Raw genomic sequence first — 13,563 nt, forward strand, 5'->3', positions numbered from 1 at the left:
CTGATTATCCCATCCTAAGCATCTTTTAAAATCGTGAAAAGGAGTTTTTTTCAAGTTTTGGCCCTGGATATTCTTTCGAAAAACGGCCGTTTGGCTTAATTCGTCTTTCTTTCGGAATATACTTTATCTTTAATGATCTTGGACCAATCCTTTACAAATTTTTGAGAATGTTCATAACCTATCTCATATAATCTTTTGTAATCATCCCAATCGAATGTAGAAAAATCTCTTACCGGTAATTCGACGAATATATCAGAATTTTCTTTTGTTTTAAGAAGATTATTTCGACTGGATAATAACATGGATCTCATGAACAACTCACCTATATGAGGGAAGGAATATCTATCTTCCTTTTTCATAAACTGATTTCCCAAAAGTTTTAAGGCAGAAGGTCCTTCTCCAGGAAATCTTGACTCAACGAGTAATCCGTAAGTTTGGTCCTTATTCGGTTGTGAACCTGCACCTAAATCAACAGAGACTAAAACATCTGCACCTTTTCTTCTCACTAGAGATCCAGGGAGATTATCCCAAAGTCCTCCATCCACATACAAAGCACCGTCAGTAAAGAACGGAGGAAAAATCCCAGGTATTGAGGTACTCGCCCTGATCGCCTTCCAAACTTCTCCTTCTTCGAATACTTTCGGTTTCGAATTCGTAAGATCGCATGCTACGGCTAAAAATGGGATCAGCAGAGTTTCTATCTTTCTGTTGCCGAAAAATTCTTTGATAGCTCTGGAATATCTTGCGCCTCTCAGAATAGATACGAATGGAAGAGTATAATCTCTTGTAAGTTTTGCTTCTATCCAAACTTCTTTGATCAATCTGAGAGATTCATCGAATCCATACCCCATAGCAAATAAGCCGGCCATGATAGAGCCTGAGCTAGTTCCTCCGATCAGATCTATCGGTATACCAGCTTCGGTTAAGGATCTGAGTAATCCTAAATGTGCAAAACCTTTCGCTCCTCCACCGGAAAGAGCAACTCCTACGGATCTACTTTCTAATCTTCTTGCGATACGATCAAATTCCCCTGCTCTATTCTTTCTCAAAATAAGTTTTTGGCCTGGCAATTCATGAAGAGTATTTTCTAGTTCTTCCCAACGATTATAAGAATCTTCCAAATAAATTACGGATTCTTTCGTGGTTTCGCCCAGGCTTTCACCTTGGAGCAAATTCCAAGAATAAGAGTTTTTTAATATAGGCCTTCCAGTTTCGGCAAGAAGAAGGATACGGTCAGCCTGTCTAAGACTCGCTTCCGTCCAAAGTGCATCTCCAGAAGGGCCCACTTCGAATACAACGTTATCGTATTCCTTCTCTAGTCCCCCGAACCAAGAAAGAATATCAGGAATCCCGAATCTCATTCCATTTTTCTGATAGATCTTCTTATCTTTTAAGAATTTAGAAAGTTTTTCCTCATTTACAGGAAGTGTAGAACCAAATGATTTTAAGGATTTAGAAAGTTCATTTGAAAAATGTCTGAGCGGAAAACCTTCTGTGATCGGGACCAATGCGATCGTATGGACTTTTCTACCAAAGCGAGAAGATTCTTTATTTCTTTGTCCCAATCTTCTGGCGATTGTTTCAGTCACATGAAATAAAGCCTCTGGAGATTCAGAGATAAATTTCCTGAATCCGTTCCTGGAAATTTGGATTACCTGGGAAGAACGTACAGCATACACAGAAGCGGAACGAGGCTCCCCTGTAAGTAAAGACATCTCTCCGATGATATCTCCTTTTGCAAATTCTCCTTCGCCGGTGATATTTCCTTGGTCGTCGGAAACACTGTATCTAAATCTTCCGGATAATATTACAAAAAGTGAATTTCCAGGTTCTCCTTGGAGCATCAACCTTTCTCCGCCCGGAACATACAACCATCTCAAATAAGGAGTCAATTCCCCTATTTTTTTTCGATCTATATGAAATAATAATTCTAGATTAGAAATAAATCCTAAAAGTTCTTTATGACTAGGCTCATAAGAAGCCATCCTAAAAAATCTTTTGGTTTCTAATCTTTCCTTCCAACGTTTAGAAGTTTCAGGATGTTCGGTTTCCCATTTATGCCAGTTCTTAGTACTGATCCTTAAAAGTTTGGAGTCAGTTTCAGTTCTTACTCCGAACTTCCCTTCTTTCCAATGGAAAAATCCGGCCTCTCCAAAATGAGAACCGGCCCCTAGGCTTCGGACCATTAGCTCTTCTCCCGAAGAAGCCTTAGTGAATTCCTCACATTTTCCTTCTAAAAGAAAATAGAACCAGGCTGAAGATTTTTCGGAAGATATTAAAACTGTGCCAGAGTTTACGGATTTATATTCGAAAAGTCCCGCAAAAGAAGAAGTCTCCTCCGGATCCCAATCCCGGAACAATTCCTGGTTAGATGAAAATATAGATCCAAATCTATTATTCTTTGCTTCGGATTTGTTTTTTGTTCCGACTTTTTTCTTTTTTTCTCTCACGGTTTTAGTCTCTAGTATAACGTTATAGATCAGATTCGAAAAAAGTATAAGTATTACAATCTGAAATAATATAGATTTTACTATTAGGTAGGGGTTTTACACGCAAAGGCGCAAAGAGAAGAAGATACTGGATTATAACTGGAGAACCTTTTCTACTTAGCGGCTTGGCGTGAAACTGTGCAGCTATAGTTGCAACAAAAGAAAAACGCCCGAAGGAAGAAATCCAACGGGCGCAAACAAAATGAATAGGAGATCTAAGTTAACGATTAACGTTTCAGACCCAGGACTTCCTGTAACATTTGGTCTGTGGTAGTGATCGTTCTAGAGTTCGCTTGGAAACCTCTCTGAGTAACGATCATATCAGTAAACTGATCAGATAGATCCACATTCGACATTTCTAATAGACCTGCGTTGATCTTTCCTCTACCTGCGATACCGGCTTCTCCGATCAAAGGTTCACCCGAGTTATTGGAGAAGGCAAACATCGTATCACCAGCCTTATCTAAACCGGCCGGGTTATTGAAAACTGCAGTTGCAATTCTTGCTAAAGGTTGTTTTATACCGTTGGAATAAACACCTGTAACTGTTCCGGAATTATCAATGGAGAAGGACTCCAGATATCCCATAGTGTATCCGTCTTGTTTTACTGCTTTAGTAGTAAAGTCGGAAGAGAACTGAGTGATCCCGTCTACCATTCCGGCTTCACCTAAAGCCAGATCAAAACTTTGAACTTGTGGGTTTCCAGGAAGTTTGAAAGAAACTTTCGCATTCAGTTTTCCAGTGTTCATCACATCGGTTCCATCGGAAACATAAACGATCTTTCCATCAGGAGTGAATCCGAACTCAAGCTCGGTGAGACCAGGCATTTGGGTGTTTTGTCCACCGGTAGCAGCAACATCCACGGAAAGTTGAGTAGAATCCGTTAAGGACGTTCTTGCTTTCCAAGTATTCTCACGCACTTTGTAGAATTCCATTTTGAATTCTCTCTCAGCACCTTGGTCATCAAAAACTTTGATAGTAGTTACATGTCCTCTTCTTGCCTTAGGATCCGGATCATTGATCATTGCAGTGATCTCTTCTTGGGTTGCATCAGGCGGAACTGCTTGCACTGAAGAATTCAAGTTGGATCTAAAATCCACTTTGGAAGTAGCTCTTGCAGGTTCTTTAGAATATACCGGGATCACGATATCTTCGATGGATGCAGAAGAGTTGATATACTTATTCCCTTTTTCATCGAGGCGGGAATTCCAACCTTGCACCTTCAATCCGTTTGCAGGGTTTACATAATAACCATTCTTATCTAAGTTAAACGCACCGGCTCTTGTATAGAATTGTTTGTCCCCATCTTTAACGATAAAGAAACCTTCTCCAGAGATTGCAACGTCGGTGTTTTTACCGGTGGTTTGTAAAGCACCTTGGGTCATGATCTTATCGATCGCAGCGATCAATGCTCCAAGACCAACTTGCTGAGGGTTAACCCCTCCTATGTTTTCCTTAGGCTCGGAAGCTCCTCTTAACTCTTGGGAGATCATATCCTGAAAAGTGACACGTTCCGTTTTAAAACCGTGAGTGTTCACGTTAGAAATATTGTTACCGATTACGTCCATCCTCACTTGGTGGTTTTTTAAACCGGAAACTCCTGAATAAAGGGATCTCATCATGGCGCTTATACCTCGAAATTTTCTATTTAATTAATAATTGCTATCGTTCGGTTTTCCTGGAAAACTCCAGCCTGGAGCTCCGGAACTTGTTTCTTCAAAACCTGGATCCTGGGAAGTTCCCACATTCTGATTTTGTAATGTTTCTGGAAATTGTTGTGATTGCGATGTAGGAACTCCTACAGGCGTATTAAGAGAAGATCCTGCTCCAGTAGGCGCTGCAGTTTTAGGAGCTGCTGGTGCTCCTGCTTGTCCTTCCTGTTGATTGATAATTGCAGGATCGGTGATCAAAGTGATCGCATCAATTTCTACGGTTCTTCCGTTTACTCTAACGAAAGATTTACCTTCTCCATCGAAGAACAACGCGCCTGCGGTCCCTACCACATTCTCTCCGGTCACAAAATCAGGACCGGATACGATCTTACCTACAAGAGAGAAACTTTGGCGATTGGTCATCTTACCGATTCCTTGAGAGATATTATTCATCTGCTCTAAGGAGGAGAATTGGGCCATCTGCGCGATAAAGTCTTGGTCTTTAACAGGATTAGTAGGGTCTTGAGAAGAAAGTTGAGTGATCAACAATTTTAGAAAATCATCTTTTCCTAATGCTTTTGCAGTGGATCGAATTTCGATACCTTGGAGTCCGCTTTTTTCTTCTTTCTCCAATTTATCAAAATGCTTCCTTAAATCGTAACTTCTGTCTCCTTCGAGATAACGGCTACGTGTAGCTTCATTAGAAACTGCGTTTGCTTCAGGCATGATCCTCTCCTTAAACCAAAATGTTTAAGCGTTTATCAGTATTCTTTTCGGCGAATTCCGAAATTTCTATAGAGTCCATTTCTGAAACTTCTTCCAAATCGGAAGAATTCGAAAAACCGGAAGCCTCAAATCCAAAACCTTCTTGGTCAAAAAAGCGGGAAGAATCTTGTCCATCCCAACTCATGCGTAATGAATCCTCTGATTCGATTATTAAGGACTGAAGATCTAATCCTTGTTCTTTAAAATCTTTGCGAAGTTGTTCCAGATCACCTGCGAATAATTTTCTAACCTGATCCGACTCTACTAAAATTTTACCTTGGACCTTATCGTCCTCTACGGTAATGCGTAATGAAACTCTTCCTAACTCTCTCGGATTCAATCTAAGAGTAGCTTCCGATTTACCATTCTCAACAATATTCAATTTTGCTGATTGAACTAATCTCTGGAAGTTTTCCTTCATCTGAGAACGATCCATAGAAGAGCCTGGATTTGTTTTGGAAGTTTTAGAATTTTGTCCAGAAACTTCTTGGTTTTTCTCCACGACTCCAAGGCCGGCTTTTAAAAGAGTAAATGTAGTTTCGTTCCCATTTCTTTGGGAGAAATCTTGGTTCCCGGAACCTTTACCGGAAGTATCGGATTTAGAAGCTTCTTCCACCTGAGCTGCTTTAGCTGCCTGGCTTTTGGAAACCATAGAAAGAGTTTCTTGTTTTTTCTCTCTGGTGATCTTCCAGTTATCGGATTCAGGAATGAAATTCTCTTTATGAGAATCTTTTAATACAGTTAGAATTTTCTCTTCATTTGCAGGTTTGGAAAATTTGCGTGCTTCTTCCAAACTTTTTAAACCTTCATCCAGGCTTTCCTTTTCTGGAGTTTTTTTGGCTTCTTTAATAGAACGTTTTTCTTCCGGTTGATTTGATTTTATAACGGAAACATTCCCGGATTCTTCTTTTTGTTCAGCCTTAGGAGTGTCTTCTTTGGAATGTTTTTGGGTCTTTTTGAATGATACTGATTCTTCTTGGTTTGCAGCACTTGTTAGATCTTTTTCTTTTTTAGCTTCGAGTCCCGCTAAAAATACGCTCATCTGAGTAATAAAAGGAGAATCTAAATCTTCCGATTCAAATTCTGCATCGACCTCTTCTTCCGACTCGGGATCTATCTCTCCCAGTTCTGCCTTTTGGACCTTCTTCTCGGAAAGACGAACTAATTTTTCGTTCTCTTCTTCCGAATCTGTCTCTTCTACATCTTCCTCTTCGGATCTTACAAATAATTCAGGCTCTTTGGATTCTTCTAGTTCGGAAGGTCTTTCTTCTTTGATCTCGGACTTCTGCCCTTCTTCCAAAACCTTTTGGGAACGGAGTTGGATGGACTTCATCAGATCCATAAAACTCACGGAAGGAGCTGAAGTTTTTTCGGAGACGTTAGATACCTTTGGCTCCGCTGAAAGTGAATATCCGTCTTCTCTGCCTGGCCCTTCCGTTCTGATCTGCATAGCTTGCCCCTTGCAGTATAAGGATCGAAAGATCTGTGGATTCCTTGATATATTTATAAGATTATCTTCTTCCTTTATAGGATTATGTCACATGTTGCCCTGCCTGAAATCGGTTCCGGAAGATAAATTTATGAAGTTCCCCTAATGGGAATGAGTTCCTACCATAAGAAGATCCAAAATTTCCGTATGTCCCTGCCCTTCTGCAAGTGAAAACACTGTATTTCCCAAATCGTCGCTTAAATTCGGATCCGCTCCGTAATTCAGAAGAACTTTAAAGATTTCCACCCTCCCGAAAAGGGCTGCATACATGAGTGCGGTCTGTCCGGAGACGTTCTTTTGGTCCACCACACATTTTGCCTGAAATAACCTTTTTACGATCCCAAGATGACCTTTAAACACAGCGCCCATAAGAGCAGTGTTTCCTCGATTGTCTTTGGAACAAGGATCTGCTCCCTTCGAAAGTAGGAATTCCACAGTCTCTTCCTGTCCGTAGTAGGCTGCATAAATTAAGGCGGTGTATCCCTTGGAATCCTTGGATTCGATATGTATCCCGGAATCTAAAAATTTTCCGAGAGAAACCAGGTCCCCAACTTTCGCGGAGTCATAAAACTTTGAATTTTCATCTTGGACCGCTTTATAACCTTCTTCCTGGGCCAATAAAAAATAAAAAATCCCGCATACAAAATATATTAGAAAAAAGTAAAATAATTTCATAACCCCTTCCCTGCGGCCCTGTTCGGGCCGCAATGTTCTTTCATCCCGGAAAAATTTATTCCAGTTCGCTTGCTATTTTTTTCACTTCTTTCAGATCGATTCCTACTTCCTTAGCTAATCTTTCTCCGTATTCCGGATCCGCTGCGTAGGTATGAGCAATGATCTTAGTTTTGATCTTAGGATTTTGAACGGCTTTCAAATCTCCGGAGAAGTTTTTGATCAAAGCGGATCTTTCTTTTTCGTTGTAACTTCTGTATAGTTCCCCGGCTTGTTTGAAGTTTAATGTTTTCCGGATCATCGCCTGTTGGGTCGTGCCGCTTAGTTTAAAGTTCGAAAACTTATAACTCGGTTCTTCGGAATACATTCCTCCGGATCTGGATTGTCCTCCCTGGTAGGAGTTCGGTTGGTAGTTGATATTCCCTTTTCCTTCCGAATATTTCAAGGCCCCATCCTGACCATGAGAAGAAACTACACTGATCGGACGGTTCACAGGAAGTTGGATACCATTCACGCCCAATCTATATCTTTGGGTATCTGCATAAGAGAATAGTCTTCCTTGCAATAGTCTGTCCTCAGAAGGTTCTATCCCTGGAACTAAATTAGAAGGGGCGAAACCGGATTGTTCCGTATGTTCGAAAAAATTCTCCGGAACTTGGTTCAGGGTCATTTTTCCTAAAGCCACAACTTTCAAATTCGGAATACGGATCCATTCCTTGGTAGGATCCAAAGGATTGAATTCCAAATCGTTCAATTTTTCAGGATCCAAGATCTGAGCTTCCAATTCCCAGGAAGGATAATTTCCCTTCTTGATAGAATCATATAAATCTTTTGTCATATGATTGAATTCTTGGGATTGTATTTTTGCGGATTCATCCGAGTTCAAGGTTTTGATTCCTTGTAAACTTTTCCAATGGAACTTAACATAAGAAACTTTCCCGGAAGAATTTACGAATTTGAAAGCATGCACACCGTTCCCATCCATTTCCCTATAGGTTGCCGGTGTTCCCAAATCGGAATATAAGTAAGTGAACATATTCGTACTTTCAGGAACATGTGAGAAAAAATCGAAGAATCGATTCGGATCCTGCAGATTAGTTACCGGAGAAGGTTTTAAGGAATGTACCATATCCGGGAATTTCATCGCATCCCTGATAAAAAATACCGGAAGATTATTTCCTACAAGATCCCAGTTTCCTTGTTCCGTATAAAACTTAGTCGCAAATCCTCTCGGATCTCGTAAGGTTTCCGGAGAACCGCTTGGATGAACTACCGAAGAAAAACGAACGAATACTTTTGTTTGTTTTCCTTTCTTAGAGAATAAGGAAGCCTTAGTAAGTTCATTCTGATCCGCGTAACTTGTGAATGTTCCGTAGGCTCCCGTCCCTCTTGCGTGTACAACTCTTTCCGGAATTCTTTCCCTATCGAAACGAGCTAATTTTTCGATCAAATGAGAATCCTGTAGAAGCACCGGACCTGAATCTCCCGCGGTTTGGGAATTCTGATTATCTCCAACAGGAGCTCCATTCTCTCTAGTCAAAGTTTCTCCCAAAATAGAATGGGAGAAAATGACTCCGAGAAATAGAAGTCCGCTAATAATCTTGGTTTTCATATTTATACCTCTTACCAATATTTAGAATAATTCTAATTCTAGAACAATTCAAAAATGTTTAGAAAGAGAAAAAATTTAGAACTATTCTAAAATAAAATGTCAAATCGGCATAATTATTAGAAATTTTGTAATAGGTAGGAACTCCATACCCGATTACTGAAAGTTCAAATGAATGTAAGAAGAGAAAATTCCGCCTGGCAGAAGCTCACTAGGCGGCTAATAGATAGGAAAATGGCAGAGCAAATAGAACGTAAATTTCCGATCGATTCTAAGATTATTTATGCATATTGGCTTAATAAATCCATACGCTAGAGGCAAAAATCGATACGAGCCTTCTTCAATTATAACCTGCAAGTTCTTCCAAGATCCAAGCATGGGCATCTTGGACAGTTTTATGCAGGTCCTCCAACTTATGAAGGTCCATTTTCAAAGAGCCGTTCTCGAAGTGCAGATGCACATGGCCACAATTTGCGCATAGATCTACTATGAAATAGTTCCTTTCTGAAATCCGGATCGGGCGGCAATATTCTTCCATATAAGTCCTCGTTTCCCTTAGGATCTTCTTGGCTTAAGAACTGTCAAATTGATTTTGAGTCTCATTATTGACAAAAAATTCTCTGAAATTCATCCTTCAGAAGATTACTCAATCAAACTATTAGTTTTAAAAATTTCATTCGATATTCCTGTTTGACAGTATTAACGGAATACAGGAATATAAGATGTGATAAATTCCTTTAAATCGAAGGAAACAGAAAAGATATGGGACCAAGAGTTTTCGAAGAAACTTCCCAATCAAATTCAATCGATTGCTTATAGAAAATTAGTGATGATTGCTCGATCGAAACAAATTGAGGATCTTAAAATTCCTCCTGCAAATCATTTAGAAAGACTCTCTGGAGATAGAGCAGGACAATATAGTATTCGAATCAATAATCAATGGCGGATTTGCTTTAAATGGAAAGACGGTAATGCTTTTGATGTTGAAATAGTTGATTATCATTAGAGGTTATTATGAAAAAGATTCCAAATATACATCCTGGTGAAATTTTACATGAAGAGTTTCTTTTGCCTATGAATATTACTGCATATCGGTTGGCTAAAGAGACAAAGCTTAATCCCACTCGAATAAGTGAAATCATTCATGGTAAAAGGGGTATATCAGCAGATACAGCTCTAAGGTTCTCAAAGTTTTTTGGCAATTCCGTCGAATTCTGGATGGGCATTCAGGACGAATATGAGATTCGCGAAGAAAGAGAGCGAATCTCAAGCGAATTGAAAGAAATTAGAAATTATAAAGAATTAATTAGCGCTTAATACTTCAAAACGACGTATAAATTACGCCTCTTGCTTTGCGTGAGAATAGATGAGCAAAGGTATACCGATCCGTCGGAAGACATTCTGATCACAATGCGACAGCGATCGTAGCGGAAATCCGGCGATGCACCATCGTAAAAGTTAGAGGGCCCTAATATTAAAGAATTATTATGGTGCTTCGCTGATTGAGCGGAGAGCGCGGTTCTCGCAAAGCGAGAAGTCGCCCAACTCATATGTCTTACTTAGGACTATGGATCTCTTGCAAAGAACGAATAGTGAAACCTTTATCTGTCATCTCCACCATTCCTTTGATTAAAGCCTTGGCTGCACTTGCGGTGGTCAAACAAGGGATCTTATAGCGGATCGCTGCTTGGCGAATCGCAAAACTATCATCCCTGGTTACTCTACTAAGAGGGGTGTTCAGTATAAGATGGATCTTGTTTTCGCGGATATAATCCAATGCAGTAGGGAACTGGTTATCATATACCTTATTGATCTTAGAAGAAAGTATTCCGTTTTCGGATAAGAACTTATGGGTTCCTTCCGTAGCGATCAAAATGAATCCTAGATCAGAAAGATCCTTGATATACTTCAGTAGATCTTTTTTGTCCTTATCATTTACAGAAACGAATACAGTTCCCTGAGAAGGAAGTTCTTCTCCAGCCATATACTGGGATTTTAAGAATGCTTCTCCGGCAGTGTCGGCGATTCCCATCACCTCTCCTGTGGATCTCATTTCAGGTCCGAGGATCGTATCCACTCCAGGGAATTTATTAAAAGGTAATACTGCTTCCTTCACGTTTACTGTCGGAAATGCCATTTCTTTAGGAAGAGGAAGTTGTTTTAATGTCTCCCCCATCATGATACGAGTAGCATATTTTACAATAGGATGTCCAAGAGCCTTGGATACGAAAGGAACCGTTCTGGAAGCGCGAGGGTTTACCTCGATCACATACACTACTTCTTCCTTAACAGCATATTGGATATTGATCAGACCCTTGACTTGTAATTCTAATGCAAGTGCTCTTGTGGCGCTTCTGATATCATCTAATACTTTTTTGGACAAGGACTGAGGAGGAAGAACGCATGCTGAATCTCCTGAATGGATCCCAGCTTCTTCAATATGCTCCATGATCCCTGCGATAAATACATCTTTACCATCGCAAAGTGCATCTACGTCCACTTCTACAGCGTCTTCTAAAAAGGAATCTATCAGAAGTGGTCTATCTTCTGAAATTTCTTCGGCCTTCTCCATATACTTATCCAGCTCTTTTTCTTCGCTGATGATAAGCATTGCTCTTCCACCCAATACATAACTTGGGCGAACAAGCACCGGATAAGTGATATGATTTGCGATCTTTCTAGCTTCTTCCATAGAAGTAGCTATTCCGTTCTTAGGAGAGATCAATTTCAGTTTTTCTAATACTTCTGCGAATCGTTTTCTGTCTTCCGCCCTATCTATGGAATCAGGGCTTGTTCCTAAAATTGGAACTCCCCTACTTTCCAGATCTTTTGCAAGTTTGAGAGGTGTTTGTCCACCGAATTGGATGATAACCCCATCCGGTTTTTCTTTTTTGTAGATCTGAATTACATCCTCTAAGGTAAGAGGTTCGAAGTATAATCTGTCAGAAGTATCGTAGTCTGTAGAAACTGTTTCCGGGTTGGAATTCACCATGATGGATTCCACTCCCAGGTCTTGTAGTGCGAAGGAAGCGTGGCAGCAGCAATAATCGAACTCTATCCCTTGTCCGATCCTATTAGGTCCACCGCCCAAAATGATAACTGATTTTTTAGAAGTTACGTTCGTTTCGTCTTCTTCATCGTAAGAAGAATAAAAATAAGGAGTATAAGCTTCGAATTCTCCGGCACAAGTATCGATCCTCTTATAGATAGGCTCTATTTTAGAAGATTCTAATACTTCTTCCAGGTTTTTTTCTTCTTTTCTGAGAACGGAACCTATCTCTGCTTTTTTCTTATCAGGAGTTTGGGAAGAAGAGAGTATCTTTTCTATCTCCGCTTTTTTAGAAAGGAAAGCTAACTGTCTATTGGCAAATCCTGCTTTTTTCAGTTTTCCTAAAACGGAATTCCCTTTTTGTACAAATTCGTTTTCTAAATTCTGTAGATCTTCGAATTGATATAAGAACCAAGGATCTATTTTGGAAAGGTTATGGATCTGCTCTACACTATAACCTTCTTCCAATGCTTTTTTAACATAGAAGATACGTTTATCGTTCGGTCTGCGTAAGAATGAATCTATCCTTTCTTTTCTTTGAGGAACGGATAATGTATGGAATTCGACTAGTTCAGCAAAATTTCCGTCGGAACCGAAACCGAATCGATCAATTTCAAGAGAGCGCATTGCCTTCTGGAAACTTTCTTTGAAAGTCCTTCCGATTGCCATGGCTTCTCCCACAGCTTTCATCTGAACCCCAAGAGTATCGTCCGTGCCTGGGAACTTCTCGAAAGCAAATCTTGGAATCTTTGTCACCACATAATCAATAGATGGTTCGAAAGAAGCTGGAGTAACTCTTGTAATATCGTTTTTGATCTCATCCAAGGAATATCCAATGGAGAGTAACGCTGCGATCTTTGCGATAGGGAATCCTGTTGCTTTTGAAGCAAGTGCAGAAGATCTGGAAACACGAGGGTTCATCTCGATCACGATCACATCGCCGTTTTCAGGGTTTACTGCGAATTGGATATTGGATCCACCGGTTTCCACTCCGATCTCACGGATGATACTGATGGACATATCTCTTAAATTTTGGTATTCCTTATCGGAAAGTGTCTGCTGAGGAGCAACAGTGATAGAATCGCCAGTATGAACACCCATTGGATCTATATTTTCGATAGAACAAATGATTACTACGTTATCGGCGAGGTCTCTCATCACCTCTAACTCGAATTCTTTCCAACCAAGAACGGATTGTTCTAATAATACCTGGCTGATAGGAGAAGCCTTAAGGCCCTTTCCAACCACTTCGTCGAAGGTTTCTTCGTCATAAGCGATCCCTCCTCCGGTTCCGCCCAGAGTGAATGCAGGTCTTACGATCAGGGGAAGTCCAATCTGAGCCTTGATCTCTGCCGCTTCTTTTAGATTCGTTACTAGCCCGGAACGAGGAACTTTGACCCCGATCTTCTCCATTGCTTTTTTAAAAAGTTCTCTATCTTCCGCCTTTTTGATCGCGTCTATTTTGGCACCGATGAGTTCTACATTATATTTTTCTAATATTCCAGCGTTATGGCAGGCCAATGCCAGGTTTAATGCTGTTTGACCTCCTACAGTTGGTAGGATCGCATCCGGCTTTTCTTTTTCCAAAATTTTTTGGACGACTGCAACAGTCAGTGGTTCCACATAAGTGGCATCCGCAAGATCTGGATCAGTCATGATAGTAGCAGGATTGGAATTGAGAAGAATGACTCGAATTCCTTTTTCTCGAAGGGCTTTGGCGGCCTGGGTGCCGGAATAGTCGAATTCGCAGGCTTGGCCGATAACGATCGGCCCGGATCCCAGGATCAGAACGGAGCGGAGATCTTCCCTTTTGGGCATATTATTTCCAGGATTTTTAT

Annotated in this window: 10 protein-coding genes; 2 read left to right on the forward strand and 8 right to left on the reverse strand. The window is 40.4% G+C overall.

Annotated elements, in window-relative coordinates; translation table 11 throughout:
- Window positions 1-95 precede the first annotated feature (95 nt).
- The 7 genes from EHO65_RS05615 to EHO65_RS05645 form a co-directional block, all read right to left on the reverse strand.
- Complete coding sequence (locus tag EHO65_RS05615; RefSeq protein WP_135773165.1) at window positions 96-2,450, reverse strand: patatin-like phospholipase family protein; 2,355 nt, start codon at window positions 2,448-2,450, stop codon at window positions 96-98.
- 266 nt (window positions 2,451-2,716) lie between these two features.
- Window positions 2,717-4,111 (reverse strand): flagellar hook protein FlgE, encoded by a 1,395-nt coding sequence (gene flgE, locus EHO65_RS05620; RefSeq protein WP_135773166.1) that lies wholly within the window; start codon window positions 4,109-4,111, stop codon window positions 2,717-2,719.
- 30 nt (window positions 4,112-4,141) lie between these two features.
- A complete protein-coding gene (locus EHO65_RS05625) occupies window positions 4,142-4,867 on the reverse strand; it encodes a flagellar hook capping FlgD N-terminal domain-containing protein (protein WP_135773167.1) in 726 nt (241 codons plus the stop codon).
- Window positions 4,868-4,877: 10 nt separating this feature from the next.
- A complete protein-coding gene (locus tag EHO65_RS05630; RefSeq protein WP_135773168.1) occupies window positions 4,878-6,356 on the reverse strand; it encodes a flagellar hook-length control protein FliK in 1,479 nt (492 codons plus the stop codon).
- Between the two features lie 141 nt (window positions 6,357-6,497).
- On the reverse strand, window positions 6,498-7,070 hold the full coding sequence (locus EHO65_RS05635; RefSeq protein WP_135773169.1) for an ankyrin repeat domain-containing protein: 573 nt from the start codon (window positions 7,068-7,070) through the stop codon (window positions 6,498-6,500).
- Between the two features lie 55 nt (window positions 7,071-7,125).
- The gene (locus tag EHO65_RS05640; protein WP_135773170.1) at window positions 7,126-8,679 is read right to left on the reverse strand and encodes a catalase; all 1,554 of its coding nucleotides are present in this window, start codon (window positions 8,677-8,679) and stop codon (window positions 7,126-7,128) included.
- A 337-nt stretch (window positions 8,680-9,016) separates the two neighbouring features.
- The gene (locus tag EHO65_RS05645; RefSeq protein WP_086446179.1) at window positions 9,017-9,214 is read right to left on the reverse strand and encodes a hypothetical protein; all 198 of its coding nucleotides are present in this window, start codon (window positions 9,212-9,214) and stop codon (window positions 9,017-9,019) included.
- Window positions 9,215-9,400: 186 nt separating this feature from the next.
- Between EHO65_RS05645 and EHO65_RS05650 the strand changes: the two genes are divergently transcribed.
- The gene (locus EHO65_RS05650; RefSeq protein WP_135773171.1) at window positions 9,401-9,682 is read left to right on the forward strand and encodes a type II toxin-antitoxin system RelE/ParE family toxin; all 282 of its coding nucleotides are present in this window, start codon (window positions 9,401-9,403) and stop codon (window positions 9,680-9,682) included.
- A gap of 8 nt (window positions 9,683-9,690) precedes the next feature.
- Window positions 9,691-9,993 carry a HigA family addiction module antitoxin gene (locus EHO65_RS05655; RefSeq protein ID WP_135773172.1) on the forward strand — a complete coding sequence of 101 codons (303 nt, stop codon included), beginning with the start codon at window positions 9,691-9,693 and terminating at the stop codon, window positions 9,991-9,993.
- 238 nt (window positions 9,994-10,231) lie between these two features.
- On the opposite strand, the gene carB is transcribed toward EHO65_RS05655, so the two are convergent.
- A complete protein-coding gene (gene carB, locus EHO65_RS05660; protein ID WP_135773173.1) occupies window positions 10,232-13,543 on the reverse strand; it encodes a carbamoyl-phosphate synthase large subunit in 3,312 nt (1,103 codons plus the stop codon).
- Window positions 13,544-13,563 lie beyond the last annotated feature (20 nt).

The organism is Leptospira andrefontaineae (genome assembly GCF_004770105.1).
Classification (GTDB): Bacteria; Spirochaetota; Leptospiria; order Leptospirales; family Leptospiraceae; genus Leptospira_B; species Leptospira_B andrefontaineae.

What these genes read in the sequence shown, in the direction of transcription:
- flgE (WP_135773166.1), bottom strand. Translation starts at nt 4,111, where the DNA reads ATGATGAGATCCCTTTATTCAGGAGTTTCCGGTTTAAAAAACCACCAA.
- carB (WP_135773173.1), bottom strand. Translation starts at nt 13,543, where the DNA reads ATGCCCAAAAGGGAAGATCTCCGCTCCGTTCTGATCCTGGGATCCGGG.
- EHO65_RS05645 (WP_086446179.1), bottom strand. Translation starts at nt 9,214, where the DNA reads ATGGAAGAATATTGCCGCCCGATCCGGATTTCAGAAAGGAACTATTTC.
- EHO65_RS05655 (WP_135773172.1), top strand. Translation starts at nt 9,691, where the DNA reads ATGAAAAAGATTCCAAATATACATCCTGGTGAAATTTTACATGAAGAG.
- EHO65_RS05630 (WP_135773168.1), bottom strand. Translation starts at nt 6,356, where the DNA reads ATGCAGATCAGAACGGAAGGGCCAGGCAGAGAAGACGGATATTCACTT.
- EHO65_RS05625 (WP_135773167.1), bottom strand. Translation starts at nt 4,867, where the DNA reads ATGCCTGAAGCAAACGCAGTTTCTAATGAAGCTACACGTAGCCGTTAT.
- EHO65_RS05635 (WP_135773169.1), bottom strand. Translation starts at nt 7,070, where the DNA reads ATGAAATTATTTTACTTTTTTCTAATATATTTTGTATGCGGGATTTTT.
- EHO65_RS05640 (WP_135773170.1), bottom strand. Translation starts at nt 8,679, where the DNA reads ATGAAAACCAAGATTATTAGCGGACTTCTATTTCTCGGAGTCATTTTC.